This is a genomic window from Streptomyces sp. NBC_01537 (assembly GCF_045040445.1).
Lineage (GTDB): Bacteria > Actinomycetota > Actinomycetes > Streptomycetales > Streptomycetaceae > Actinacidiphila.
In genome coordinates this window covers 7050662-7074536 of record NZ_CP109392.1, presented here as the reverse complement: position 1 = coordinate 7074536, position 23875 = coordinate 7050662, and the positions used below count along the sequence as shown (strand labels likewise).

Sequence of the window (23875 nt, the reverse complement as noted above, 5' to 3'; positions counted from 1 at the left end):
CGCCCTCTTTACGCGCCCGTAAACCGGGGCAGGAAAGGCACATGTCGCAACGGAAGCGGGTGGCGGTACTGGTGGGCTTCGTGGCCGCTCTGTTCGCGGGCGCCATTGCGACGCTCGTCATGAACGTGCCGCACCTCGCCTACGCCGCGCGCTGGGAAGGGACTCCGGGTGTGTTCGTCGTCCGGTCCTGCGCCCAGGTCGGAGAAGCCAAGGGGAGCCACACCGAATGTGACGGGACTTTCCGGTCCGATGACGGCACGACGGTGGATCCGGGCGCGACGATATCCCAGCCGCTCACCGCAGGTGCGACCGTTCCGGTCCAACTCACCTCGGGCGGCGGCTACGTACTCGTGGGAGTCGCCTCCTTCTGCGGCTGGCTGACCATGGTGCTGTTCGGATTGACGCTGACCGCCTGCGCCGTGACGGCCGCCCTGGCCGCCACCGGCCGCACCCTCTTCCGGGCGGCCTGGCCGGCGGTCCTGTCAGTCCCGGCAGCCGCCGCGCTGGCCTCCGCCCTGGTCGGCGCGATCGCGGAGGCCGTGACGTAATGCCCCACAGCCTGCGGCCGCAGACCTCAGGCCTCAGGCCGCGCAGAACTCGTTTCCCTCCGGGTCCCGCATCACCCACCAGTGCCCCGCCGGCCCCCTGTCCACCTCCCGGACCCGGGTCGCCCCCAGCGCCTGCAGCCGGGCCACCAGCCCGTCAAGCTTCCCCGGCTCGGAATGGACGTCGATGTGCAGCCGGTTCTTGACGGTCTTGTCCTCCGGCACCTCCTGGAACAGCACCCGGCGGCCCCGCCCGATGCCGCTGATCTCGTCGAACGGATCCTCCGGGTGCCGGATCGCCGCATAGCCCCGGAAGATCCGACGGCCCCTGTGTTCGGTGACCGCGTCCTCGCCGACCTGCCCGGCCGCCAGCAGACGCTCGATGAGCGCGCCGGGGTCCTCCACCTCGTACTCCAGCGCGGCAGCCCAGAAATCCGCGAGCGCGGGCGCGTCCTGGGCGTCGATGACAAGCTTCCAGTTCAGTGCCATACGAGGCACCGTAGACGGAGAAGGCACGGTGGAGGCAGCAATGAACTGCCCTGACATGTCGCGCGGTGCGCGCCTGGCCGCCCACGGCGCCGCCTCCACGTCCCTGGCCCTGTGCGGCGATCGCCGGCTGCGCGAACTCCTGGACGCGGACTTCGACCCGCGCGTTACGCTCGCTTGACGGGCGCTCCATGCAGCCGCGTTGGTGACGCTACCCCGCGTTCTTGGTGTTCCTCGGTTGCCAAGCCGCTTCTTGACCCTCACACCGTGTCAGGCGGTCAGCTCGGAGACATCATGTTCACCATCGGAGACTTCGCCCGGCACGGCCGCGTCTCAGTCCGGATGCTGCGTCACTACGACGCGACCGGCCTGCTGCGCCCGGCCCACGTCGACCCCGCCAGCGGCTACCGCTACTACAGCGCTGCCCAGCTCGCCCGCCTCAACCGGATCATCGCGCTCAAGGACCTCGGATTCACCCTCCAGCAGGTGCAGGACATCGTGGACGAGAAGGTCAGCGCCGAGGAACTGCGCGGCATGCTGCGGCTGCGGCGGGCCGAACTGGAGACCGCCATGGCTGCCGCAGGAGCACGGCTGGTCCAGGTCGAGGCGAGGCTCCGAGCGATCGAGAGCGAGGGGCACATGCCCACGAACGACGTTGTCATCAAGAGCGTCCCCACCGTCCGGGTGGCGGAGCTGACCGCAACCGCCGCGAGTTTCGAGCCCGAGGACATCGGCCCGGTCATCGGGCCGCTCTACGACGAGTTGTTCCGGCGCCTGGGCTCGGCGGGCATCACCCCCACGGGCCCCGGTGTCGCCTACTACGAGGACGCCCCGGAGGGCGGCGGCAGGATCAGCGTCCACGCCGCCGTCCAGGTCTCCGCCCCTCTCCAGGACGGCGCCTTCCGAATCCTCGACCTGCCGCCCCTGGACCAGGCGGCGACCATCGTGCACCGCGGCTCGATGGACACCGTGCTCCCCACCGCCCAGACCCTGGCCCGCTGGACCGACGCCAACGGCTACCAGTCGACGGGATACCCCCGCGAGATCAACCTGGAGTGCCCCGAGAACCGCGACGACTGGGTGACGGAACTACAGGCACCGGTGACCCGGGCCTGATCAATCGCGCCCCCAGCCTGACCGATGAGCACCTTCGGGCAGCGGGAGACCGCAACGGTGTCCCGCTGCCCACGGTGAGGCGGCGGCAGCCGAACAGCCAGGCGGTCGACCCCTCCACGGATCAGCGGCTTGAGGGCCGGGCAGAACAAAATGCCCCCGGCTTTGATCGCCGAGGGCATTTGCGCCGGTCAAGGTGGGCGTGGACGGTCTCGAACCGCCGACCCTCGCTTTGTAAGAGCGATGCTCTACCGCTGAGCTACACGCCCCTGAACACGAGTGGTCACTTTACCCTGCCATACCCCCTGCTCACCAAACCGATACCCGTGCCCGTCACCGCCTGATCCCCCACACCGTGACGCGCCACAGCGCCTCGACGACGATCGAGCGGCTCATCTTGCTGACCCCGTGCTCGCGCTCGACGAAGGTGATCGGGACCTCGGTGACGGTGAAGCCGCGCTGGACGGCGCGGCGGAGGAGGTCGACCTGGAAGCAGTAGCCCTGGGACTGGACCTCGTCGAGGCCGAGGCCGCGGAGGGTGCGGGCGCGGAAGGCGCGGAAGCCGCCGGTGATGTCGCGGACGGGGAGGCGGAGCATGAGGCGGGAGTAGGTGGAGCCGCCGCGGGAGAGGAACTGGCGGGATTTGGGCCAGTTGACGACGGCGCCGCCGGAGACCCAGCGGGAGCCGAGGACGAGGTCGGACCAGTGGAGGGCGGCGAGGAGGCGGGGGAGCTCTTCGGGGCGGTGGGAGCCGTCGGCGTCCATTTCCACCAGGACGTCGTAGTCGCGGTCGAGGCCCCAGCGGAAGCCGGCGAGGTAGGCGGCGCCGAGGCCGCCCTTGCCGGGGCGGTGGAGTACGTGGATGCGGCCGTCGGGGTCCTCGGAGGCGAGCTCGTCGGCGATCTTGCCGGTGCCGTCGGGGCTGTTGTCGTCGGCGATGAGGAGGTCGGCCTCAGGAACGGCGGCGCGGAGCCGGGCGGTCACGGCGGCGATGTTGCCCGACTCGTTGTAGGTGGGAACGATCACCAGGACACGGCCCGGAGCTGAGAATTCACTGGTCATTAACTGGATGGCCTTTTCTGGCGTGGAACGTCATCTCCCGACCCTGCATCTTCAACTACACAGAGGTAGTTGACGGCCATCAGGTTGCCCCGGAGGACCACCCCGCATGAGCAGGACGGCTGAAATCGCCCCCATTCCGGCCATGGTTCCCGCGGCGAGACCGCAACCCTCCCCCGAGGCCGGTCCCGGCCTGTCGTCCCCGTCCCAGTTGCACCGGGGTATGACGCTGCTGGGCGTCATCAGCTTGTTCATAGGCACCCGTGGCGTGTGGACGGCGGCGATGGGCGCTTTCCCGCCCATCGCCGCCGTCATATCCGTCGCGTACGCCGCCATCCTGGCGACCGGCGTGCTCGCCCTGTCCGTGCGCGGCCGGGCCGCCCTCGCCCGGGTGGATCTGGCGGTGCTGCTCACCGGGATCGTGCTGGCGCTGTGCGGCTTCGCCATGTCCCACAGCGCGAGCGACGAGGGTGTGCTCACCGCGCAGGCCGCGCACGAGATCCTGCACGGCCGGCCGATCTACGGGCAGCCCTGGCCCTGGCTGTTCCAGGACGGGCATGTCGCCATCACGCAGACCATGTCCGGCGGCGTCGACTACACCTACGGGTACCCGCCGCTGGTCCCGCTGCTCACGGCTCCGGTGTACGCCGTGGTGGGCAGCGCCCTCGCCGCGACCATGGTCAGTACCGGCGCGCTCCTCGCGGGCACCGTGCTGCTGTGGTTCAAGGTCCCGGTCGCCTGGCGCTCCGCGGTAACCGCCGTGTGCCTCGGCTTCGGGCTGCTGCCCCAATACGCCCGCATCGGCTACCCGGCGATGACCGCCTTCGCGCTCCTGGTACCGGTCGTCGTGGGCTGGCCGTCGATCGGCGCGGGCGGGCGCCTCGGCCGCCCGGGGCTGCTGCGCGCGGCGTGCCTGGGTGCGGCCTGCGCGGCCCAGCAACTGCCGTGGTTCCTCACGCCGTTCCTGCTGGTGGGTCTGTACGCGGTGCGCCGGGGCGAGCTAGGGCCTGTCCGGTCGATCTTGCCCGGGTCCGCGACGCCTGGCGCGGCACCTCGCGGCGTTGCCGAAACGCCCGCAGGAAACCACCCTGCGGACGCTCCGGCGCCTTGCGATGCACCACACCAGACGCCCCGGCCTGTCCGACCAAGATCGACCGGACAGACCCTGGGCCACCGCCAGGCACTCGCCCTGGTCGCCCGTTTCCTGGGGACGGCCGCCGCCACCTGGCTGGCCATCAACGCGTACTTCATCGTCCAGGCCCCCCACGCATGGCTGGAGGGGGTGGCCCTGCCTCTCACGCAGGGCGCCTTCATCCACGGCCAGGGCATCGTCGGCATCTCGTACTACTTCACCCACGGCAGCAGCCGGCTGGCCTTCTACTCCTACGCGAGCATGCTGCTGCTGTGCGGACTGCTCGCGCTGTTCGCCGTGTTCATACGCCGCCTCGGCCCGGCTGCGGCCGTTCTGCCCTGGTGCGTCTTCTACTTCGCGACGCGTTCCCAGGACGGCTACTACGTGATGATGACCCCGCTGTGGCTCGCCGCGGCGGCCACCGCCCCGACCGCCGCCTTCGCCACCGCCTGGCGTCCGCGCCCGCCCCTGCGCTCGTGGTCCCGTCTGCCGGTGCGGGCCGCGCTGGCGGCCGGGCTGCTGGCGCCGTCGTTCCTGTGCGTCGGGGTCGCGGCCGCCTCGCCGCCGCCGTTGCGGATGCGGATCACCGCCGAGCACCTCCACGGCACGGCGCCCCAGGCCCTGACCCTGCTCGCCGTCGATGTCACCAACCCCACGGACTCCGTCCTGACCCCGCACTTCGTGGTGAGCATCGGCCAGGGCACGTCCGCCTTCTGGAAGGTCCGGTCGGGCCCGTCGGGCATCGCCGCGCACGGGACCGCCCACTACGTACTGCTGCCGCCCGAGGGCCCGTTCAAGCTTCCGCGCCAGGCCCGCAAGCATGTGCGGCTCCGCGCGTTCACGCCCGAGCCGGCGACCCTGACGAGCATCGAGATCCCGCACGCGGGAGTGAGGTGAGGTGAATCAGAGCGCTTCGGCGACCGCGGCCCGGTCGGTGGTCGCCTGCGCCGGCAGGTTCACGGCGATGACGGTGGACGCCACGCCGCGGGTGCTGTTGCGCTCGCGCTGGAAGACGTACGCGGCGACGGAGCCGGAGGCGATGAGGGCGAGCAGGGACAGGCCGGTGCCGAGCCAGGTGGCGCCGAGCCACTGGCCGCCGAGGTAGCCGAGGCCGACGCTGTACACGGCCCAGGTGAGGCCGGCGAGGGCGGACCAGGGCAGGAATTCCTTGGCGCGGCGGTGGGCGGCGCCCGCGCTGAGGCTGACGACCGAGCGGCCGGCGGGGGCGAAGCGGGCGAGGATGACGAGGGCGCCGCCGCCGTGGGCGAGGACGGCGCCGAGCCGTTCCTGCGCGGTGGACAGCCGCCGGGACTGGGCGAGGTGCTGGTCGAGCCAGTCGCCGCCGCGCCAGGCGAGGCGGTAGGCGGCGATGTCGCCGAGGATCGAGGCGGCGGCGGCGCAGGCCAGGAGGATGGCGATGTCGATGAGTTCGCCGCCGGCGGAGGCCGACCCGGCGGTGGCTGCGGAGATCAGCAGCATGCCGCTGGGGAGCACCGGCAGGAAGACGTCGAGGACGATCGAGACGGCGACGAGCGGGTAGATCCACGGCCCGTGCAGCAAGGAGGTCAGTCCCTCGAGCACTGTGCCTCCCTGTCCGGCGAATGAGCGGTGCGGATCACTCATCCGCTCCGCCGTACAGCGTACGCTTCGGATGTTTCCCCAGGCGGTCCGGGGCCGCCGTGGCGGGAGTGACGTTCCGCTCATGATGAATCCCCGGGATGGGGAATAACCAAAGGGACGGTGGAGGCCACCCGAAAGGTTGCCTCCACCGCCCCTTCAGAACGGCACGCCGGACGACACGTCAGGTGCCGCGTCGGGCGATGCGCCGGACGAAGCGTCAGACCGCGCTGGGCTCACGCTCGGCCGGCGCTCCGCGCCCCGCCGCCACGCGGGCGCCGAGCAGGCCGTCGAGCGCCCAGCCGCCGGGGCCGGCGACGACGACCAGCAGGAAGGCCCAGGCGTAGATGGCGGCGAGTTCGCCGCCGTTCTGGATGGGCCACAGGGCGTGGGCGGCGTGCACGTCGAAGTACGCGTACGCCATGGAGCCGGAGGCGATCAGCGCCGCGATGCGGGTGCCGAGGCCGAGCAGCACCAGGGTGCCGCCGACGAGCTGGATGACGGCCGCGTACCAGCCGGGCCAGGTGCCGGCCGGGATGGAGCCGCCGCCCATCGCGCCGCCGAGGACGCCGAAGAGCGAGGCGGCGCCGTGGCAGGCGAAGAGCAGGCCGATGACAACCCGGAAGAGGGCGAGAACGTGGGGCTTGGCCGATTCGGCCAGAGTTGAAATGGGCATGACAATAATGCTCCTTCGGTCAGGTGGGGGACGAACCGATGAAGCCAAGACCCTAGGCAGCCTTCCTTAAACCTGCAACTTTCAAGAATTTTCAGGAATCGATTTCCGCCAGCGGAAACACACCCGTAACGACCTGCCGAAAGGCCGTCCGCAGCGCCGCCCGCGCCACTGCGTCCGTGTCGGCCAGCGTCACCGAATTGACCCCCGGCCGGGCCCCGGCCGCCGTCACCCAGTGCACTCCCTCGGTCGGCACGCCCACCGCGAAGCGGCGCGGATGGGCCCGCCCGGCCCGGTCGATCAGCCGGTACGGGCTCTCCGTGACGTCCAGCCCGCCGGTCTCGTAGGCGCCGACCCGGTGCGGACGGCACTCACCGCGCTCCAGCAGCCGCGCGAGCAGCGGATCGGCGGTCCGCCGCAGATCGGGCTCCGGCAGCCGGGCCTCGACCAGGGCGGTCACCCGCACCCGCGAGTCCGGCACGTCCGGGGACTCGGCGGTGAAGTACGGCCCCGGCCCGGCCTCCACCGCCAGCCGGGGCCCGACCACCTCGACCACCCCGGCCTCGACCAGGGCCTCCAGCTCCTCGATACGGCGGCGCGGCGGGCCGATCGACAGAAAGGCGTTGAGCGGGGTGTACCAGCGGTCGAGGTGGTCGCGGTGCGAATCGCCGGTCAGGCCCGCGTGGTCCACCACCAGCCGCAGCTCGTTGCGCAGGTCGCGCAGGACGTCCAGGGCCGCCTTGAGCGGGCCGCCGACATTGCCGAGCCGGGCCTGCTCCGCGTCCTGGCGCAGGTGGGCGAGCAGCCAGCCGCGATGCGCGTCCCGGTCGGCGAATCCGGCGCCCCGGTGCGGGCGGGCGAGGCGCGCCCAGTCCCAGCGCTCGGCGGCCGGGATCCCGAACTCGTCCAGTACGGCGGCCTCTTCGGGACCGCCGTGAGTGGTGAGCAGATAGCGCTCGCGAAAGCCCTCGGGGTCGGCCAGCAGCGTCGCGTAGTAGACCGTCTCGGCCTCCTTGGCGACCAGCGGCCACACGTCCTGCAGAAAGTCGGGGCAGTCACCGGACTCGGCGCGCTTGCGCAGGGCCTCTATGACGTCAACGGTGAGCAGAAGCGGCTGGTGGCGGCCGTGCGCGCCCTTCTCGTTGTCGCCGCGCGCGTGGTAGGGGACGCCGCGCCGCGATCCGGCCAGAATGCGGGGCTCGCGGCCGGAGGGGACGTACGTGAGCCGGTCGTCGTCGCCCGCGGGACGGAAGGCGCCACCACGGCCGGTGGTCAGCAGCGCCATGTGGTCGAAGAAGTTGAGGCCGAGGCCGCGCAGCAGGACCGGCTCGCCGGGGCGGACGACGTCGGGGCCCAGGTCCAGGTCGGCGGGGTTGGCGGGCGGGAAGTAGTGCAGGCCGTGGGCGGCGGCGTGGCGGGCGAGCTGCTCCTCCTGGGCGGTCGGCGCGACCGGGAGGTGGCCCTGGGCGAGCACGACCGCGTCCAGGCCGCGCAGGATCCGGCCGTCGTCGAGCTCCAGCAGCTGGCGGCCGTACGCGTCGTCCTCCAGCCGCACCGCCTCGGTGCGGTGCACGATGATGTCGACGCCGTCGGGGGCGGTCCGCTGGATTCGGCCGAATACCCACTCCAGGTAGTGGCCGTAGAAGGCCCGGCTCGGATAGTCGTCCGGGCCCAGGGCGGCCGCCTCCGCCCGCACCGACGGCTCATAGCCGGCGGCCGCGGTGTCGGAGCGGGCGAGGGCGGCGGCCCACGCGTACAGGCTCGGCCCGGGGCGGATCGGGCCCTCGCACCGCAGGCTCTCGTCGGTGAACAGGGTCACCTGCGAGGAGACGGTGTTCATCAGCAGCTCGCGCGGCTGCACGGTGCGCCACACCCGCCCCGGCCCGGGCGGCGCCGCGTCCAGCACATGCGCGGTCAGGCGCGCGCCGGGCGCCAGCAGGCCGGGGGCGGCCGCGCAGACCCGCTCCAGCACGCTGGTGCCGCGCGGACCGGCGCCGACGATGGCTATGGCATGACGTGGCTGGGCTGCGGCTCCGGACACGGTGGGGGTCTCCCGGGGGCAGATGCGGCTGCGGGTGCGGGTGCGGTGCGCCGAACATCATCCCGTGCGGGTGGCCCGTGTCCATGCCGGGGCCGGTTGTCCACATCCGGTGTGGGACGGATCACGCCACGTCGGCGGCGCCCTTCGCAGGCTCAGCGGGCTCCGCGGACACCGAGGACAGCGGAGCGGCGGGCGTCACCGGCTGCGCGGGGGTCTCGTCGTCGGTCTTCATCGCGCGCGCCTCGGACTTCAGGATCCGCATCGACTTGCCGAGGCCGCGGGCGGCTTCCGGGAGCTTCTTGGAGCCGAAGAGCAGGACGCAGACCAGGGCGACCAGGGCCAGGTGCCAGGGCTCGAGTCCGTTGCGGAGCATAGGGGCCTCCCGTGGCCGCTTGGTGTCGTTATTCGTTGGTGCCGTCGTCCAGTGTCACCGGTGGCCGGGGCAGAGCCGCCCCTGGACGACCAAAACCTCGGCAAAGGAAACCTCTGGGACGGGGGCGCACTGAGGGGCGCACGGGAGCGGTGGGAATTCACCGGGGGTTCTTCGCCGCCGCATGCTCACTCTTTTGAGTGAGTGCCGGACCCGGGCCGACTGGGTAGCGTCCAACTGGGCGGAATCCAGGAGGATTTACCGCCTCGAAGTAGCTATGGGGAGGACTGCACATGTCGGTTGAGTCAGGTATCGCGCCGGAGACCGGGGCAGAGGAAACGCCGCCCCAGCAGGCTCTCGGTACTGCCGCGGCGCGGAATCTGTCGACCACGACGAAATCCGCTCCGCAGATGCAGGGAATCAGCTCACGGTGGCTGCTGAAAGTTCTGCCGTGGGTCCAGGTCGCGGGCGGCACCTACCGGGTAAACCGGCGGCTCAGCTATTCGGTGGGAGACGGCCGGGTCGATTTCATCCAGACCGGCGCCGAGGTACGGGTGATTCCGGCGGAGCTCGGCGAGCTGCCGCTGCTGCGCGGTTTCGACGACCCGGGCGTGCTCAGCGCGCTGGCGGACCGGTTCGTACAGCGTGAATTCGCCCCGGGCGAAGTGATCGTGGAAGAGGGCCGGCCGTCCGACCAGGTGTTCCTGATCGCCCACGGCAAGGTCGACAAGCTGGCCACCGGCAAGTACGACGGCCAGGCCGTGGTCGGATTCCTCGCGGACGGCGGCCACTTCGGCGACGAGTCGCTGGCCTCCTCCGACGGCGCCTGGGGCTTCACCGCCAAGGCGGCCACCGCCGTCACCCTGCTCGCCCTCCCCCGCCAGGCCTTCGACGCCGTGGCGGGCCAGTCGGACGCGCTGCGGGCGCACGTCGCCGAGTACCTCAACGGAGGCGGGCAGGCCCAGGACAAATACGGCCAGGCCGAGATCGCGCTCTCCGCCGGCCACGTGGGCGAGGCGCAACTGCCGGGCACCTTCGTCGACTACGAGACCCACCCGCGCGAGTACGAGCTGAGCGTGGGCCAGACCGTGCTGCGGGTGCACAGCCGGGTCGCCGACCTGTACAACCAGCCGTACAACCAGGTCGAGCAGCAGCTGAAGCTCACCATCGAGGCGCTGCGCGAGCGGCAGGAGCACGAGCTCATCAACCACCGGGAATTCGGCCTGCTGCACAATGCGGACTATTCCCAGCGGATCAACACGCACGCCGGCCCGCCGACCCCGGACGACCTGGACTCGCTGATCAGCCGTCGCCGCAACACACAGTTCCTGCTGGCGCACCCGAAGGCGATCGCCGCGATCGGCCGTGAGTTCAACAGCCGGGGCCTCTATCCGGATCACGTGGATTTCCAGGGCCACTCGATCCCGGCCTGGCGTGGAATTCCGATCCTCCCGTGCAACAAGATCCCCATCACGAAGGAGAACACGAGCTCGATCATCGCGCTCCGCACCGGCGAGGACAACCAGGGCGTCATCGGCCTGCACCAGACCGGAATTCCGGACGAATACGAGCCGAGCCTGTCGGTGCGCTTCATGGGAATCAACGAAAAGGCGATCATCTCGTATCTCGTCAGCGCCTACTACTCGGCCGCCGTGCTAGTCCCCGACGCGCTCGGAGTGCTGGAGAACGTGGAGATCGCCCGCTGGAGCTGACCCACCATGCCCGCTCGCCCGGCCGGCGCCCCGGCGCCGGCCGGGCCGCGCCGCCCCGCCCGATGTATTCGTACGCCCCGGGTGGGAGACTGGAGCGGACAACCAGCGGTGGCGGAGCGGGAGAGAGCGACTGTGACGACGGCACGCTCGTGGTGGCGGCGCGGCGACAACCTGCGGGCCGACGCCCAGGCCGCGAAGGATGCCGCCGCCGAGGCGTTCTACGAGCTCGACACCGCCCAGCGCGACCTCGTGATCTCGATCGAGACGATCAGCGCCGCCGACAACTCCCCCGCCGCCCAGCGCGTCCGCGCCGACTTCCGGGCCCTCGGCGAGCGCATCGACCAGGTCAGCGGCGCCTACATCGCCGCCGTGGACGCCCACGACCTGGACCGCGACGAACTGGAGGCCGCCGAGGCCTCCCGCGCCCGCGCCGACCTCACCCGGGCCAAGGACGACCTGGTACGCGCCAAGGCCGACCTCGACCGTTTCGCCCAGGGCCTCGGCCCCCTCCTCGGCAAGGCCGAGACCCAGCTCGCCCGCCTCGCCCCCGCCGTCGAGCGGGCCCGCCAGGCCCTGCTCGCCGCAAGCAACGCGCTGGACGCCGTACGGGCCTCCGGCCTCAAGGCCGACGACCTCGCGGCGCGGCTGGCGGCGCTGTCACCGGAGCTGACCAAGCTCAACCAGGGCGCGGGCGCACACGGCGTACAGCCCACCATCCAGCGGGCCGACGAGGTACTGCGCGCAGCCGAGGCCATCCGCGCCGAGGCCGACCGGCTGCCGGAGCGGGCCCGCGAGATCGACAAGCGGCTGGTGTCCCTGCGCACCCGCACCCAGGCGCTGGCCACCCGCGCCGAGGGCGTGGACCCGGTCCTGAGCGAGCTGCGCAGACGCTTCAGCCTCGCCTGCTGGGAGGACCTGCAGCACGTGCCGGCCCACGCGGACGGCGTGATCGCCCAGGCCGGGCAGAAGCTCGCCGAGGCCGCCCGCGCCCGCGACGAGCAGCGCTGGCCGGACGCCACGTCACTGCTGAGCACCGCCCGCGCGCTGCTCGACGAGCTCGACGGGGCCGTCTCCGCCGCCGGTGACCGGCTCCGCCGCCTCAACGAGGTCAGCAAGGACCCCGGCGCCGAGATCGACAAGACCCGCTTCGCCATCCGCGACGCCCAGCGCCTCGCCATGCAGGGCCGCAACACCCCCGAGCCCCGCCACGCCCGCCCCCTCGACGACGCCGTGGCCCGCCTCGACCGCGCCGTCACCGCGCTGGAGGGCCGCCACCCCGACTACTGGCACTTCCTCACCGAGACCGCCGCCGTGCGCGAGACGGCGGCCCGGGTCGTCGCCGACATCCGCGGCGAGCGAGCGGCGCACCACTAGCTCTTATGAGCAGCAGCCTCCGCCACAGCAGCCGCCACCGCCGCTCGGCTGGGGCGCGGCGGACGCCGAGCCGCCGACGGCCACCGTGGAAAGCAGCTTGACCGTGTCCTCGTGCCCGTCGGGGCACGTCGCGGGGGCGGAGGACTCGGCCATCGGACGGTTCAGCTCGAAGGTGCTGCCACAGGACTTGCAGCGGTACTCGTAACGGGGCATGCAGTCACCTTAAGGGCGCTTGCGGGCGAGTGTGAGCCCGTCGGCGACAGTGAGCAGCACGGCCTCGACGCGGTCGTCGGCGTGCACCCGCTCGTTGAAGGCCTGGATGCCGGCGGTCGCGCCCGTGGCCGCCGGGTCCAGGACGCGGCCGTGGAAGAGCGTGTTGTCGGCCACGATCATCCCGCCGGGGCGCATCCTCGGGACCAGTTCCTCCCAGTAGTTGACGTAGTTCTCCTTGTCCGCGTCCAGATACACGAGGTCGACCACCGGGTCCGCCGGCAGCGCCCGCAGCGTCTCCAGCGCCGGGCCGATCCGCAGGTCGATCCGGTCGTCCACCCCGGCCTTCGCCCAGGCCTGACGCCCGTACGCGGTCCACTCCTCCGAGATGTCGCAGGCGATCAGCTCGCCGTCGGCCGGGAGTGCCTGCGCCATCGACAGGGCCGAGAAGCCGGTGAACGTACCGACCTCCACGATCCGGCGCGCCCCGATCAGCCGCACCAGAAAGGCCAGCAGCGGTCCCTGCTCCTCCGCGGACTGCATGGTCGCGTCCTCCCCCAGCCGGGCGTGTGTCACCTCGACCAGTTCCCGCTGCACCGGGTCCAGGGGCGGATTGTGCTTGAGCATGTATGCGTACAGCTCAGGTGTGAGCGTCGGATTCTTCATCTCGTGCACGGTGTCTCCCTTTCGGGCCCTAGCGCGGTGACCGGAATGGTTTGCCGGGTCCGTCCGGCTTCCGGTTCCGTCCTCAATCGCCGGACGGGCTGAATTCAGCCCGTCCGGCGATTGAGGACAAAGCACAGCCGGCGGGCTGCGCAACCCGGCGAACGTTCCCGGCCACAGCACTAGCTCCTAAGGTGGCGGTATGTCCGTCGAAGTGGATCACGCCATCGCCCTCGTCCCCGGCATCCCTGCCCGGCGCGCTCTCCTCGGCCTTGCCGGCGCCCCCGCCGCCGGCAAGTCCACCCTCGCCCGGTCCCTGGTCGACGCGGTCAACGCCCGCCTCGGCCCGGACACCGCCGCCTACGTCCCGATGGACGGCTTCCATCTTTCCAACAACCAGCTGGACCGGCTCGGCCTTCGCGACCGCAAAGGTGCCCCGGACACCTTCGACATCGACGGCTACGTCTCGCTCCTGCGGCGCCTGCGCGCCTGGCACGGCCGACCGGTCTACGCGCCGGACTTCGACCGCAGCCTGGACGAGCCCGTCGCCGCCGCGATCGTCGTGCCGGCATCAACGCAGCTCGTCGTGACGGAGGGCAACTACCTGGCCGACGGCGGGCCGGGGTGGGGGGAGGTGCGGGATCTGCTGGACGAGCTGTGGTTCGTCGAGGCACCGGCGTCACTGCGGGAGCGGCGGCTGCTGGAACGGCACGTCCAGGGGGGCCGTACGGAGGCCGAGGCGCAGGCCTTCATCGCTTCCAGCGAGCGGCCCAATGCGGCGCGCGTCGAGGCGACGCGCGCCGCGTGCGGGCGGGTCGTGCGGCCCGCGTAGGGGCCCTCAGGCCTCGGCCACCGCCAGCATCCGCCGGAGCATCTCCTCGCCCGCCGCCACGCCGGCGACGGCGAGCGGCTCGACATGCGGCGCGGCCCAGCCGCTGTCGGCGAGTTCGCCGTGGCCGGGCCGCCAGCCCGCGTGCGCTGCCATCAGCAGATCCGCGTCGAGCAGCGAATCCCCCGCCGCGAGGACGTGGTCGGCGCCGGTGCGGCGGACGACCTCCTCCAGGGCCGCGCTCTTGGTGAGCGGCTTGGGGACGGCGTAGATCTTGCGCCCCTGCAGGGAGACCGTCCAGCCGCGCTCGTCCGCCCAGCCGGAGAACTCCTTGACCCAGGCCTCGGAGATCAGGCCGCGCTCGACGACCAGGTAGACGAACAGGTCCTCGGCGACGCGCTCCTTGCGCAGCCATGCCGGATCGGCGGTCCGCGTCAGGTGCTCGCGCACCTCGGCCAGGGGCACCGAGCCGTCGGCGAGGCGGCGCCGCATCTCGGCGTTCCAGTCGTGGTCGGTGTGCCCCTTGACGAGGATGTGGCCGCCGTTGGCGCAGATGGCGAAGCGCGGAATCGGCCCGGGGAGGTTGATGCGCCGGTACTGCTTGCGCGTGCGCGTCGTGGCGGGGACGAACTCCGCGGCGACGGCGAGCCGTTGGACGAGGCCGGCCGCGGTCTCGGTCATGAAGGACAGCGGGCGCGCCTCGTTGACCTCGACGCAGAGCAGCCGGGGGGCGTACTCGTCGGGCATGCTCAGGGCGAGCGCGGAGGGGGAGTAGATGAGGGTGCGGTCGAGGTCGCTGGCGACCAGGACACGCTTGAGATTCGTAGTCGTCACTTCGCCGCTACCGCCTTGCCGTCCGTGCCGGTCGCGCCCCGCGTGAAGCGGGGGTGGATGAGCCCGACGCAGGAGTAGGGCAGGCCGTCCACCTCCTCCACGGGGACGCCGCGCTGCTCGGCGAGCAGGCGTACATGGTCCAGGTCGGCGCCGGCGCCGCGCTGGGCGAGGATCTTCCAGGGGACGCGGCGCAGCAGCACTCGCGTGGTCTCCCCGACCCCCGGTTTGACGAGGTTGACGTCCCCGATGCCGTACTCCTCGCTGATCCGCTCGACCGCCGCCCAGCCCTCCCAGGTGGGGCTGCGGTCGGCGCCCTGCAGCGCCTTGACGTCGTACGCGACCTCGTCGCCGACCTCCGCGAAGCGGGCCTGGACGGTGTCCAGGAAGAGCCCGGAGACATCGGCGCCGGCCAGCTCGCGGTAGAACTTCGCGCCGTGGAAGTCGTCCGGCCCGATCAGGTCGGCGCGCAGCACGGTGCGGGAGATCAGCCCGGACACGGTCGAGTTGAGGCACGCGGAGGGGATCAGGAAGTCGTCCCGGGTGCCGTAGGTGCGTACGCAGCCGCCGGGGTCGGCGAGCACGGCGATCTCCGGGTCGAAGCTCCCGTACGGCTTGACGGCCTCGGCCAGCTCGCGGGTGATCGCGCCCTTGCCGGTCCAGCCGTCCACGAAGACCACCTGCGCGGGGTCGTGGTGCTCGGCGAGCCAGCGCAGCGCCGTGGTGTCTATGCCGCGGCCCCGCACGATCGAGACGGCGTAGTGCGGCAGCTCCAGGCCGTGCGCGTGCCGCGCCCAGCGGCGCATCAGCACGCCGACCGGGGTTCCGGCCCGGGCCAGCGACACCAGCACCACGTCCGGGCCCCGCTCGGCCAGCACCAGCTCGGTCACCGCGCCGACCGCCCGCGCCATCCGGCCCGCCGAGGTGTCCAGCGCGGCCCTGAACAGGGCCTGGTACTCCGCAGTGGGCTGGTACTCGACCGGCAGCGACTCCGCGTAGTGCGCGCCCCCGCTCTGGATCGCCTCCTCCCGCTCCTCCGTCGGCGCCTCCAGCTCCGCCTCCGACAGGTCCTTCAGCAGCCAGCCGACCTCCTCCGGCGCGTAGGAGGAGAAGGCGGGGCCGCGCAGGGGGGAGGGGAGCGCGCTGGGCGTGCTGGGGGTGTACGAGGGCACCACGGCGAGCAGCAGCCTTTCTGTGTGTCCGGCGAGCCGCGCGAGCAGCCCGTCCGGGGCGTGCAGGGCGGGGGTGTCCCCCGCCGAGTCCACGACGGCGACGATCGCGTCGAAGCCGCCGCCCGCGACGTTGTACGCGTAGCGTTCGCCGTCGCCGTCGGCCGGATGGTCGTGGTCAGGGAAGACGATACGTGTGCGGATCGCGTACCCCGGATCGTCCACGGCCAGCACGGGCGACCGCGTGGTCGTGGAGAACCGGACGTCCGCCCCGCCTCCCACGGCCTCCTCCAGGGCGTGCGCGAGCCGCAGCGGGGCGTACATCAGCTCCTCGTTGCCGAGGACGAGAACGCGGGTCGCGTTCCGCGGGAGCGCGGCGGCGAGGCTGGCCGCCATGGCGGGCAGCGCGGCGTCCAGCCGTGTGCGGTGCGCCGGGGTGAAGCCGTGGCGGCCGCCGTCCGGGAGGCCGGCCGGCCAGCCGAGGTCGACAAACTCAGCCCGTCCGGCGTTTGAGGACTGGGGGTCTGGGGGCGAAGCCCCCAGTGGGGTCCGGGGCGAAGCCCCGGTTTCGGGAAGGGGCGGGGTGGGGGAAAGCCCCTCGTGGGCGGCCACCAGCTCCTGGCCCCGCTCCAGCACGCCGTCCGGCAGGACAACCGTGCCCGAGCCCAGCGCGATGAGATCGACCCGCGCACCCAGCTCCGCCGCGAAGTCCCGCAACCGACCCCGGTCCGCCTCCGACCGCATATCGACGAGCGCCACCACCACGTACCGCTCGCGCGGGTACCGCGCATGCAGGTCGGTGATCGTGTTGAGCACCGTGTTGCCGGTCGAGAACTCGTCGTCGACCAGGACCAGCGGCCCGTCCCCCGCCAGCAAGGCCGGGTCCTCGGGGAGGAGCAGGTGCGAGGTGGCGTGGCTGTGGCTCTCTTCGAAGCCGCCCGCCGTGGGGACGCCGTCGACCGGGCGCCGGGTGGAGTGCAGGTAGGGGGCGAGGCCGAGGCCGTCGGCGACGGCGTGGCCGAGCCCGGTCGCGGTCTCGGCGTAGCCGAGGACGACGGAACGGGCGGCGGCGTCGTCCCCCAGCAGAGCCCGCACCCGCACGCCCAGGCCGTGCCCGGCGCCGTAGATGACGGCGGGCCGCTGGGGGACGTGCTTGCCGAGCACGTTCGACACCAGCAGGTGGGCCCGCTTGGGGTTACGGCGCAGGGCGAGGCCGAGGAGCTCGCGGATGCCGTCTCCGCTCAGCTCGATGCCGAGGCGGTCGGCGACCCACTGGCCACTCCAAACGCCCGTCACGCGGGCACGCACGCAGACAGCAGCTCCACGAAGCCGATCTCGTCGCGGGCCACGCCGAAGACCTCGGCGCGCCGCAGGGTGCGCTCGGCCCAGGCGCGGTGCGGCTTCACCTCGTTCATTTTGTTGGTGTAGGCCGAACGGAGGACGCCGCCGCCGCTGCGGTCCTCGTGGAGGATGTCGACGGCGTCGCTCCACTCCTCGTGCGAGACGACGTTGAGCGCGTGCACCGGCAGGACGTGCGAGGGGTGGATGCAGGTCTTGCCCTGAAGACCGTTGGTCCGGTCGAGCTCGATCTCGCGCAGCAGCCCGTCCATGTCGTGCTGGATCAGCGACTGGCGCAGGTCGACCGCCTCGGGGACGAAGGGGCTGTGGCGCAGCAGGGGCTTGAACATGCGCTCGGAGTGCTTGAAGTACTCCCACACCGGACCGGTGATCGTGAAGCCGGTGCCGTCGGCCCGCCCCAGCACATTGACCAGGTCGGCGATGACCGAGGCGACGATCCGGACGTCGTACGCGGTCATGTCGGGCGAGCGGCGCAGCCCGTATGCGGAGCAGAAGTCGGTGACGCCGAGCCGCAGGGCCAGCACCCGCTCGCGGTACTTGTCGACGGTGCGCGAGATGCCGTACAGGGTCTCGGTGCGGGTCTCCAGGTGGAGCAGCTGCGGGGACTCCAGCACCGGCATGGCGAAGAGCCGCCGGCCGCAGGCGACCTCGGCGGCGGTGAGGGCTTCGAGGAAGGGGACGCCGGTCTCCTCGGTGAATTTGGGGAGCACGAATCCGGACAGCAGCCGGACGTCGTCGCCGAGGCGGCGGACGAGGTCGGTGATCTGCTCGGGGGTGCGGACGCGGATGAACAGCAGCGGCAGCTGGTCGCGGTCGGCCCGGGCGGCGAGGTCGGCGAACTGGCGGACGAGGTTCTCCTCGGCGCCTTCGACCTCGCGGTCGTCGATGGAGTCCTCCAGGCACAGCACCATGGACACGACGCCCCGCGCGGCCTGCTTCAGGACGGCGTCGGCGAGGGTGGTCCGGGTGGCCGGGCTGTAGAGGGTCGCTCCCAGGGCCACGGCGAGCGTGCGCGCGGGCGAGTCGGAGGTGAATTCCTGCGGCTCGCGGTGGAACAGCTCATCCCGTACGTCTGGCGCGAGGTGCCCGAAGTGGCGCATGCGTGTCCCCGTGTGAGTGGTGGAGTGATGGGTGTCGTCCCCTGACGCCATCTGGCCGATTATCGTACGTGTGGGTATACGACCTGCGTTCCCGTCGTGCGTGAAAATCAGGTAACCCCCTCGCGTCCTCAGCGTGTCGCCGTGACACACAGCCCGCCGCGTTGTGGCCACGCCGCCCGAAAGGGCAGGATGACCGGCATGACGCACGCGATGGTGAAGGGCTCGAACATCCCCCTGAAGGCATCAGGGGTGCGCGCGGTGCTGCGCTGGAGCTCCGGCACCGGCGGGCCGGATGTCGACGCGTCGGCGCTGCTGCTCGGCCCGGAAGGGCGGGTCCGCTCGGACGCCGACTTCGTCTTCTACAACCAGCCCAGGCACCCGTCCGGCGTGGCCCGTCATCTGCCGAAGCAGAGCGTCATCGGAGGCTTCACCGACAGCGTAGAGGTGGATCTGTCCGCGCTCGACCCGAGCGTGGACCGGGTGGCGATCTGCGCCTCGGCGGAGGACAGCCCGTTCGGCCTGGTCTCGGACCTGCGGCTGACACTCTACGGAAGCGGCGGCGACGGCGAGGCCCTGGCGCTGTTCGACGTCGTGCCCGACACCGGCAGCGAGACGGCGCTGATCTGCGGGGAGCTGTACCGGCGGGGCGACGGGTGGAAGTTCCGCGCCCTCGGCCAGGGGTATGTGAACGGGCTGGTCGGCCTCGCCACCGAGTTCGGCATCTCCGTGGACGAGGACGGCACGGCCGGCCCCGCGCCCGACGCCTCCCCCGACTCCGAGCCGACCTCCGTGCCGCAGCCGGTGCCGCAGCAGGCAGAGCCCGAGCCCGACGGCTATCCGCTGGCCGCGCCCACCCTGGCCGCCACCCAGCCGGCCGCCCCCGCCTACGGCTACCCGCCCGCCGCCGCCCCGACGGTCCCGGCAGCGGCCTACGGCTACCCCCAGCAGGCCCCCGCCACCGTCCCGGCGCCCGCATACGGCTACCCGCACCAGCAGCTCGCCTCGCCGACCGCCTTCAAGCTGCCCCCGCAGGGCCCGCAGTTCCAGGAGCGCCGCTAAGGCCTGGCGCCCGTCTTGTAGCCCCGGCCCCACTGCAGGCCCCAGCCGTAGAGCCGGTCGAGCTCGGCCTGGAAGCCGTAGACGTACTTGACCTCGCGGCGCACCGTCAGCTCACCCTTCTTGTTCTCGATCAGGACGACCGCGCAGGAACGGGCCTGCGGCTCGCGCTCGGTGAGCGGGATCTCGATGCGGGGGCCGGAGGTCGGGAAGATATCAACCTTGGCGTGGGTGCGGTCGAAAGCGGGCGTGCCGTCGTAGATGTAGACGAAGACCAGCAGCCGCTTGAACTCCTCCCGCTTGTCGAAGTTGATGTAGAGCGTCTCGCCGGAGGAGCCGCCGAAGCGGTCGTCGCCGCTCATCTGTATGTACGGGGGCGCGTCCAGGTCGCCCAGGAAGTCACCGAGCGGCTGTACGACCCCCTTGGTGCCGTCGGCCAGCTCGTACAGGCAGGCCAGGTCGAGGTCGACGTTGACCATGGCGGGCCCGGCGGCCTGCACCGCCTCGGGCTTGAAGAGCTGGAGCTGGCGGCGCAGCCAGGAGCCCTGGCGCTGGTCCCAGGCGCCGTCGGAGGGGCGCATGGACCAGGACAGGTTGATCCGCAGGTTGCCGGTGGCGGCGCCCTGCTTGCTCAGGGACACCACCGGATGCCGCCTGGTCAGCTCGACGGTGTGCGCGTTCGCGACGTCGAACTGAGCGGCGCCGCTGGGCCGTAGAAAGCCCGGGAACTTCCACATAACGTTCCACCCTCCCCTGGACGCGAACCGCCCCCTGCCGGTCGTCGGCAGGGGGCGGCGAGTCTGCTCGATCAGAGTCCCAGACTCCGGATCAGACTCCGGAAGTGACTTCCGCCTTGTCGTTCGACTGTCCTGAGCTTTCCCCTTCACGCCGGTTTCGCACCACCGACGACCAGTAGGAAGCACCGATCAGGACGACACCGACGAGGCCGGTGATGACCTCGTTGATCTCGAACTTGATGGTGACCAGGAGAATGCCCGCCAGGGCGCCGATCGCGTAGTGCGCGCCGTGCTCCAGGTACACGTAGTCGTCCAGGGTGCCCTGGCGGACCAGGTAGACGGTGAGGGACCGGATGTACATCGCGCCGATGCCGAGACCGAGGGCCATCTCGAAGATGTCGTTGGTGATGGCGAAGGCGCCGATGACGCCGTCGAAGGAGAAGGACGCGTCGATGACCTCGAGGTAGAGGAACATGAAGAACGCGGCCTTGCCGGCCAGGCCCACGGCGGACGCGCCCGGGCTCGTGCCGCCGCCCTTGGCGATCTCGGCGACCGTCTCGTCGGCCTCGTCCTCGCCCTCTTCCAGGCGGTCCTCGAAGTAGCTGGAGATGCCGCCCACGACCAGGTACGTGATCAGACCCGCCACGCCGGACAGCAGCACCGTGGCGCTCTTGTCACCGCCGTGGTGGGCCACATCGGTGGCGAGGGTCATGGAGGTGACCAGCAGGGCGGTCAGCGCGATGACGACCGAGAGCATGTCCAGCTTGCCCAGCTTGGCGAGCGGCTTCTCCAGCCAGGAGAGCCACTGGTGCTCGCGCTCCTCGAAGATGAAGTCGAGGAAGATCATCAGCAGGAAGATGCCACCGAAGGCGGCGATCGCCGGGTGGGCGCTGGTGACGAGGCTCTCGTACTGCTCCTTGTCGTTGATCGCGAGCTGGACGGCCTCCCACGGGCTGAGCTTCGCGGTGATCGCGACGATCACGACGGGGAAGACCAGCCGCATGCCGAAGACGGCGATCAGAACACCGATGGTCAGGAAGATCTTCTGCCAGTAGGCGTTCATCTTCCGCAGGATGCCCGCGTTGATCACGGCGTTGTCGAAGGAGAGCGAGATCTCCAGTACGGAGAGGATCGCCACGATGGCGAGCCCCTCAGCGCCCCAGAGGACGCCGGCCAAGGCCAGGCCGGCGGCTGTGATGCCGAACGACCAGCCGAATGTTCTCAGGAGCACTGGTAACCCATTCCCATTGCGGTTGCGGCTTTACGAAACGTTGACCCCGAAGTCTAGGGCGATGCCTCGAAGCCCCGACGCGTACCCCTGGCCGACTGCACGGAACTTCCACTCGCCGTTGTAGCGGTAGAGCTCACCGAAGATCATCGCAGTCTCGCTGGAGGCGTCCTCGGAGAGGTCGTAGCGCGCCAACTCGGCCTGGTCGGCCTGGTTGACCACCCGGATGAAGGCGTTGCTGACCTGGCCGAAGGTCTGGCCGCGGCTGTCGGCCTCATGGATCGAGACCGGGAAGACGATCTTGTCGACGCCCGCCGGCACCTGGCTGAGGTCGACCAGGATCGACTCGTCGTCGCCCTCGCCGTCACCGGTGAGGTTGTCGCCGGTGTGCTCGACCGAGCCGTCGGGGCTCTTGAGGTTGTTGTAGAAGACGAAGTACTCGTCGCCGAGCACCCGTCCCGATGCGCACAGCAGGGCGCTGGCGTCGAGATCGAAGTCGGCTCCGGTGGTGGAGCGCGCGTCCCAGCCGAGTCCGATCATCACCTGGGTGAGATTGGGTGCGGCCTTGGTGAGGGAGACATTGCCCCCCTTGGCGAGCGTGACGCCCATGTCTTCTCTTTCCTCCCCGGCTGGCGTACGGCACCGCGCCGGATGCGCGGCGCCGTACGGGTGAATCAGACGTTGACGCCGAAGTCCTGCGCGATGCCGCGCAGACCGGACGCGTACCCCTGCCCGATGGCCCGGAACTTCCACTCCGCGCCGTGCCGGTAGAGCTCGCCGAAGACCATCGCGGTCTCCGTCGAGGCGTCCTCGGTGAGGTCGTAGCGGGCCAGCTCCTTGTTGTCGGCCTGGTTCACCACGCGGATGTAGGCGTTGCGGACCTGGCCGAAGGACTGCTGGCGGGCCTCGGCCTCGTAGATCGACACCGGGAACACGATCTTGGCGACATCGGCCGGGACCCCGGCCAGATTCACCTTGATCGCCTCGTCGTCGCCCTCGCCCTCACCGGTGGTGTTGTCACCGGTGTGCTCGACGGAGCCGTCGGGGCTCTTGAGGTTGTTGAAGAACACGAAGTGCTGGTCGGAGATGACCTTGCCCTCGGTGCCGGCGAGCAGCGCACTGGCGTCGAGGTCGAAGTCCGTGCCCGTGGTCGTGCGGGCATCCCAGCCGAGGCCGACGAGGACGGCCGTCAGGTTGGGGGCCTCCTTCGTCAGCGATACGTTGCCACCCTTGCTGAGGCTGACTCCCACGGGTCCTCCCGATTGTTCGCATTGCCGGTTCCATCCGGTCTTCAACCGGATCAACGCCCTGAGCCTAGTGAGCGGTTCCCGCCTGTTACAGCGCTTCGAGCGCCTTGGCGTACTCGCTCAGGTCACGGGCGTCCGGCAGCCCGTTGACGATGGTCCAGCGGACCACGCCCTCCTTGTCGATGACGAAGGTGCCGCGCACCGCGCAGCCCTTGTCCTCGGCGAAGACGCCGTAGGCGCGCGAGGCCTCGCCGTGCGGCCAGAAGTCGGAGAGCAGCGGGTAGTCCAGGCCCTCCTTCTCGGCGAAGACCCGCAGGGTGAACGGGGAGTCGTTGGAGACCGCGAGCAGCTGCACATCGTCGTTCTGGAAGCTGGGCAGCTCGTCGCGCAGGGCGCACAGCTCGCCCGTGCAGACACCCGTGAAGGCGAAGGGATAGAACAGCAGTACGACGCTCTTCTCGCCGCGGAAGTCGGAGAGCCGAACGGTCTGGCCGTGCTGGTTCTTCAGCTCGAAGTCCGGAGCCTTGTCGCCTACGGCGATCGTCATGGGAACACCTTTCTGGTGACGGGGCCGGGGCCCGTCGGGCGCAGCCAGTCTGCCACCGGCCCCGGGCGCGACACAGCGCGCCCCCGGCGGCCGGGAGGCCGTCGGGGGCGGTTTGTCCATCGGGTGTGGAGGCGGAGCCTACTTTTTGCCCGCCCGAGCCGTCTTGGGGGTGACCAGGCGACTGGCGGTCCAGTCCTTGGTCACATTGAGGCTGCTCGTCTGAGCCAGGCCGGCGGTCTGCGCGGCCTCTCCGATGTCACTCGGCTCGACGTGTCCGTCGCGGCCGGTCTTCGGGGTCATGAGCCAGATCTGGGCACCGTCGTCGACGGCGGACGTGGCGTCGACCAGGGCGTCGGTCAGGTCGCCGTCGTCGTCGCGGAACCACAGGATGACGGCGTCAACAACGTCGTCGTAGTCCTCGTCAGCGAGCTCTTCGCCCGTGATCTCCTCGATACCCTCGCGGAGCTCCTGGTCGACGTCATCGTCGTAACCCAGCTCCTGGACCACCTGTCCGGGCTCGAAACCAAGCCGGCCAGCCGGGTTGGTCCGCTCCTCCGCGTGGTCCGCGGTCGCGCTCACGTTTTGCCTCCTGTCATGGGGGATACCTTCCCGCCACTGCGCGGGTTATTGGCGGTAGTCCACACGGGCGCGGCGGATCGCGCAAGTACCCGACCACCCATCACGCCCATACGTTGACGTGTCACCGCAACCCGCACCTTGAATCGTGACGCAGATCACGGCGGTTTGCCAGGGTTCACCCCGAATCAGTCCCAGGGT

25 protein-coding genes and 1 tRNA gene are annotated in these 23875 nt (G+C 71.0%); 8 read left to right on the top strand and 18 right to left on the bottom strand.

Annotated features, from left to right (window positions below):
- Positions 1-41: 41 nt before the first annotated feature.
- On the top strand, positions 42-548 hold the full coding sequence (locus tag OG607_RS32545; protein WP_405731031.1) for a hypothetical protein: 507 nt from the start codon (positions 42-44) through the stop codon (positions 546-548).
- Positions 549-581: 33 nt separating this feature from the next.
- On the opposite strand, the gene OG607_RS32540 is transcribed toward OG607_RS32545, so the two are convergent.
- Positions 582-1034: a VOC family protein gene (locus tag OG607_RS32540; RefSeq protein WP_405731029.1), complete on the bottom strand. Its 453-nt coding sequence runs from the start codon at positions 1032-1034 to the stop codon at positions 582-584.
- Between the two features lie 40 nt (positions 1035-1074).
- Here OG607_RS32540 and OG607_RS32535 point away from each other — a divergent pair, with 40 nt between their 5' ends.
- Both OG607_RS32535 and OG607_RS32530 read left to right on the top strand, forming a co-directional pair.
- Positions 1075-1212 carry a hypothetical protein gene (locus OG607_RS32535; protein WP_405731027.1) on the top strand — a complete coding sequence of 46 codons (138 nt, stop codon included), beginning with the start codon at positions 1075-1077 and terminating at the stop codon, positions 1210-1212.
- A gap of 113 nt (positions 1213-1325) precedes the next feature.
- A complete protein-coding gene (locus OG607_RS32530) occupies positions 1326-2147 on the top strand; it encodes a MerR family transcriptional regulator (protein WP_405731025.1) in 822 nt (273 codons plus the stop codon).
- Between the two features lie 194 nt (positions 2148-2341).
- Here OG607_RS32530 and OG607_RS32525 read toward each other — a convergent pair.
- Together OG607_RS32525 and OG607_RS32520 are read right to left on the bottom strand one after the other, a co-directional pair.
- Positions 2342-2413, bottom strand: a tRNA-Val gene (locus OG607_RS32525).
- 64 nt (positions 2414-2477) lie between these two features.
- Entirely contained in the window at positions 2478-3206 is a 729-nt protein-coding gene (locus OG607_RS32520) for a polyprenol monophosphomannose synthase (RefSeq protein WP_405731023.1), read from the bottom strand.
- 106 nt (positions 3207-3312) lie between these two features.
- On the opposite strand from OG607_RS32520, the gene OG607_RS32515 reads away from it, so the two are divergent.
- Complete coding sequence (locus tag OG607_RS32515) at positions 3313-5232, top strand: hypothetical protein (protein WP_405731021.1); 1920 nt, start codon at positions 3313-3315, stop codon at positions 5230-5232.
- Positions 5233-5238: 6 nt separating this feature from the next.
- Here OG607_RS32515 and OG607_RS32510 read toward each other — a convergent pair whose 3' ends face one another.
- The 4 genes from OG607_RS32510 to tatA all read right to left on the bottom strand — a co-directional run bounded on the left by OG607_RS32510 (position 5239) and on the right by tatA (position 9039).
- Complete coding sequence (locus OG607_RS32510; protein WP_405731019.1) at positions 5239-5916, bottom strand: DedA family protein; 678 nt, start codon at positions 5914-5916, stop codon at positions 5239-5241.
- Between the two features lie 256 nt (positions 5917-6172).
- Positions 6173-6628, bottom strand: a complete 456-nt coding sequence (locus tag OG607_RS32505) for a DoxX family protein (RefSeq protein ID WP_405731017.1) — start codon at positions 6626-6628, stop codon at positions 6173-6175.
- A gap of 91 nt (positions 6629-6719) precedes the next feature.
- On the bottom strand, positions 6720-8666 hold the full coding sequence (locus OG607_RS32500; RefSeq protein WP_405731015.1) for an FAD/NAD(P)-binding protein: 1947 nt from the start codon (positions 8664-8666) through the stop codon (positions 6720-6722).
- Positions 8667-8787: 121 nt separating this feature from the next.
- Positions 8788-9039, bottom strand: coding sequence for a Sec-independent protein translocase subunit TatA (tatA, locus tag OG607_RS32495; protein ID WP_405731013.1), 252 nt, complete (start codon positions 9037-9039; stop codon positions 8788-8790).
- Positions 9040-9329: 290 nt separating this feature from the next.
- Between tatA and OG607_RS32490 the strand changes: the two genes are divergently transcribed.
- Positions 9330-10748, top strand: a complete 1419-nt coding sequence (locus OG607_RS32490) for a family 2B encapsulin nanocompartment shell protein (RefSeq protein WP_405731011.1) — start codon at positions 9330-9332, stop codon at positions 10746-10748.
- Between the two features lie 132 nt (positions 10749-10880).
- On the top strand, positions 10881-12122 hold the full coding sequence (locus OG607_RS32485; RefSeq protein ID WP_405731009.1) for a hypothetical protein: 1242 nt from the start codon (positions 10881-10883) through the stop codon (positions 12120-12122).
- Positions 12123-12125: 3 nt separating this feature from the next.
- Here the strand turns inward: OG607_RS32485 and OG607_RS32480 are convergent, their stop codons facing one another.
- Together OG607_RS32480 and OG607_RS32475 are read right to left on the bottom strand one after the other, a co-directional pair.
- The gene (locus OG607_RS32480; protein WP_405731007.1) at positions 12126-12335 is read right to left on the bottom strand and encodes a zinc ribbon domain-containing protein; all 210 of its coding nucleotides are present in this window, start codon (positions 12333-12335) and stop codon (positions 12126-12128) included.
- Positions 12336-12344: 9 nt separating this feature from the next.
- Entirely contained in the window at positions 12345-12998 is a 654-nt protein-coding gene (locus OG607_RS32475) for an O-methyltransferase (protein WP_405731005.1), read from the bottom strand.
- A gap of 199 nt (positions 12999-13197) precedes the next feature.
- Between OG607_RS32475 and OG607_RS32470 the strand changes: the two genes are divergently transcribed.
- Positions 13198-13827 carry a nucleoside/nucleotide kinase family protein gene (locus OG607_RS32470; protein ID WP_405731003.1) on the top strand — a complete coding sequence of 210 codons (630 nt, stop codon included), beginning with the start codon at positions 13198-13200 and terminating at the stop codon, positions 13825-13827.
- 6 nt (positions 13828-13833) lie between these two features.
- On the opposite strand, the gene OG607_RS32465 is transcribed toward OG607_RS32470, so the two are convergent.
- The 3 genes from OG607_RS32465 to OG607_RS32455 are packed head-to-tail and all read right to left on the bottom strand — an operon-like array spanning position 13834 to position 18283.
- The gene (locus OG607_RS32465; protein WP_405731001.1) at positions 13834-14658 is read right to left on the bottom strand and encodes an HAD family hydrolase; all 825 of its coding nucleotides are present in this window, start codon (positions 14656-14658) and stop codon (positions 13834-13836) included.
- On the bottom strand, positions 14655-17132 hold the full coding sequence (locus tag OG607_RS32460) for a phosphoribosyltransferase (RefSeq protein WP_405730999.1): 2478 nt from the start codon (positions 17130-17132) through the stop codon (positions 14655-14657). Before OG607_RS32460 ends, OG607_RS32465 begins: the two co-directional genes overlap by 4 nt.
- Positions 17117-18283, bottom strand: a complete 1167-nt coding sequence (locus OG607_RS32455; RefSeq protein WP_405730997.1) for an HpcH/HpaI aldolase/citrate lyase family protein — start codon at positions 18281-18283, stop codon at positions 17117-17119. The genes OG607_RS32460 and OG607_RS32455 overlap by 16 nt, the downstream gene beginning before the upstream one ends.
- A gap of 198 nt (positions 18284-18481) precedes the next feature.
- On the opposite strand from OG607_RS32455, the gene OG607_RS32450 reads away from it, so the two are divergent.
- Positions 18482-19342, top strand: coding sequence for a TerD family protein (locus OG607_RS32450; RefSeq protein WP_405730995.1), 861 nt, complete (start codon positions 18482-18484; stop codon positions 19340-19342).
- Here OG607_RS32450 and OG607_RS32445 read toward each other — a convergent pair.
- The 6 genes from OG607_RS32445 to OG607_RS32420 form a co-directional block, all read right to left on the bottom strand.
- Positions 19339-20076, bottom strand: a complete 738-nt coding sequence (locus tag OG607_RS32445; RefSeq protein WP_405730993.1) for a Tellurium resistance — start codon at positions 20074-20076, stop codon at positions 19339-19341. The genes OG607_RS32450 and OG607_RS32445 overlap by 4 nt on opposite strands.
- A gap of 91 nt (positions 20077-20167) precedes the next feature.
- Positions 20168-21307, bottom strand: coding sequence for a DUF475 domain-containing protein (locus OG607_RS32440; RefSeq protein ID WP_405730991.1), 1140 nt, complete (start codon positions 21305-21307; stop codon positions 20168-20170).
- A 30-nt stretch (positions 21308-21337) separates the two neighbouring features.
- Entirely contained in the window at positions 21338-21913 is a 576-nt protein-coding gene (locus tag OG607_RS32435) for a TerD family protein (protein WP_405730990.1), read from the bottom strand.
- Positions 21914-21978: 65 nt separating this feature from the next.
- Complete coding sequence (locus tag OG607_RS32430) at positions 21979-22554, bottom strand: TerD family protein (RefSeq protein ID WP_405730988.1); 576 nt, start codon at positions 22552-22554, stop codon at positions 21979-21981.
- Positions 22555-22639: 85 nt separating this feature from the next.
- Positions 22640-23098: a peroxiredoxin gene (locus OG607_RS32425; RefSeq protein ID WP_405730986.1), complete on the bottom strand. Its 459-nt coding sequence runs from the start codon at positions 23096-23098 to the stop codon at positions 22640-22642.
- Positions 23099-23236: 138 nt separating this feature from the next.
- On the bottom strand, positions 23237-23677 hold the full coding sequence (locus OG607_RS32420) for a DUF3052 domain-containing protein (protein WP_329318486.1): 441 nt from the start codon (positions 23675-23677) through the stop codon (positions 23237-23239).
- Positions 23678-23875 lie beyond the last annotated feature (198 nt).

What these genes read in the sequence shown, in the direction of transcription:
- OG607_RS32545 (WP_405731031.1), top strand. Translation starts at nt 42, where the DNA reads ATGTCGCAACGGAAGCGGGTGGCGGTACTGGTGGGCTTCGTGGCCGCT.
- OG607_RS32540 (WP_405731029.1), bottom strand. Translation starts at nt 1,034, where the DNA reads ATGGCACTGAACTGGAAGCTTGTCATCGACGCCCAGGACGCGCCCGCG.
- OG607_RS32535 (WP_405731027.1), top strand. Translation starts at nt 1,075, where the DNA reads ATGAACTGCCCTGACATGTCGCGCGGTGCGCGCCTGGCCGCCCACGGC.
- OG607_RS32530 (WP_405731025.1), top strand. Translation starts at nt 1,326, where the DNA reads ATGTTCACCATCGGAGACTTCGCCCGGCACGGCCGCGTCTCAGTCCGG.
- OG607_RS32520 (WP_405731023.1), bottom strand. Translation starts at nt 3,206, where the DNA reads ATGACCAGTGAATTCTCAGCTCCGGGCCGTGTCCTGGTGATCGTTCCC.
- OG607_RS32515 (WP_405731021.1), top strand. Translation starts at nt 3,313, where the DNA reads ATGAGCAGGACGGCTGAAATCGCCCCCATTCCGGCCATGGTTCCCGCG.
- OG607_RS32505 (WP_405731017.1), bottom strand. Translation starts at nt 6,628, where the DNA reads ATGCCCATTTCAACTCTGGCCGAATCGGCCAAGCCCCACGTTCTCGCC.
- tatA (WP_405731013.1), bottom strand. Translation starts at nt 9,039, where the DNA reads ATGCTCCGCAACGGACTCGAGCCCTGGCACCTGGCCCTGGTCGCCCTG.
- OG607_RS32490 (WP_405731011.1), top strand. Translation starts at nt 9,330, where the DNA reads ATGTCGGTTGAGTCAGGTATCGCGCCGGAGACCGGGGCAGAGGAAACG.
- OG607_RS32480 (WP_405731007.1), bottom strand. Translation starts at nt 12,335, where the DNA reads ATGCCCCGTTACGAGTACCGCTGCAAGTCCTGTGGCAGCACCTTCGAG.
- OG607_RS32475 (WP_405731005.1), bottom strand. Translation starts at nt 12,998, where the DNA reads ATGAAGAATCCGACGCTCACACCTGAGCTGTACGCATACATGCTCAAG.
- OG607_RS32470 (WP_405731003.1), top strand. Translation starts at nt 13,198, where the DNA reads ATGTCCGTCGAAGTGGATCACGCCATCGCCCTCGTCCCCGGCATCCCT.
- OG607_RS32455 (WP_405730997.1), bottom strand. Translation starts at nt 18,283, where the DNA reads ATGCGCCACTTCGGGCACCTCGCGCCAGACGTACGGGATGAGCTGTTC.
- OG607_RS32450 (WP_405730995.1), top strand. Translation starts at nt 18,482, where the DNA reads ATGACGCACGCGATGGTGAAGGGCTCGAACATCCCCCTGAAGGCATCA.
- OG607_RS32445 (WP_405730993.1), bottom strand. Translation starts at nt 20,076, where the DNA reads ATGTGGAAGTTCCCGGGCTTTCTACGGCCCAGCGGCGCCGCTCAGTTC.
- OG607_RS32435 (WP_405730990.1), bottom strand. Translation starts at nt 21,913, where the DNA reads ATGGGCGTCACGCTCGCCAAGGGGGGCAATGTCTCCCTCACCAAGGCC.
- OG607_RS32425 (WP_405730986.1), bottom strand. Translation starts at nt 23,098, where the DNA reads ATGACGATCGCCGTAGGCGACAAGGCTCCGGACTTCGAGCTGAAGAAC.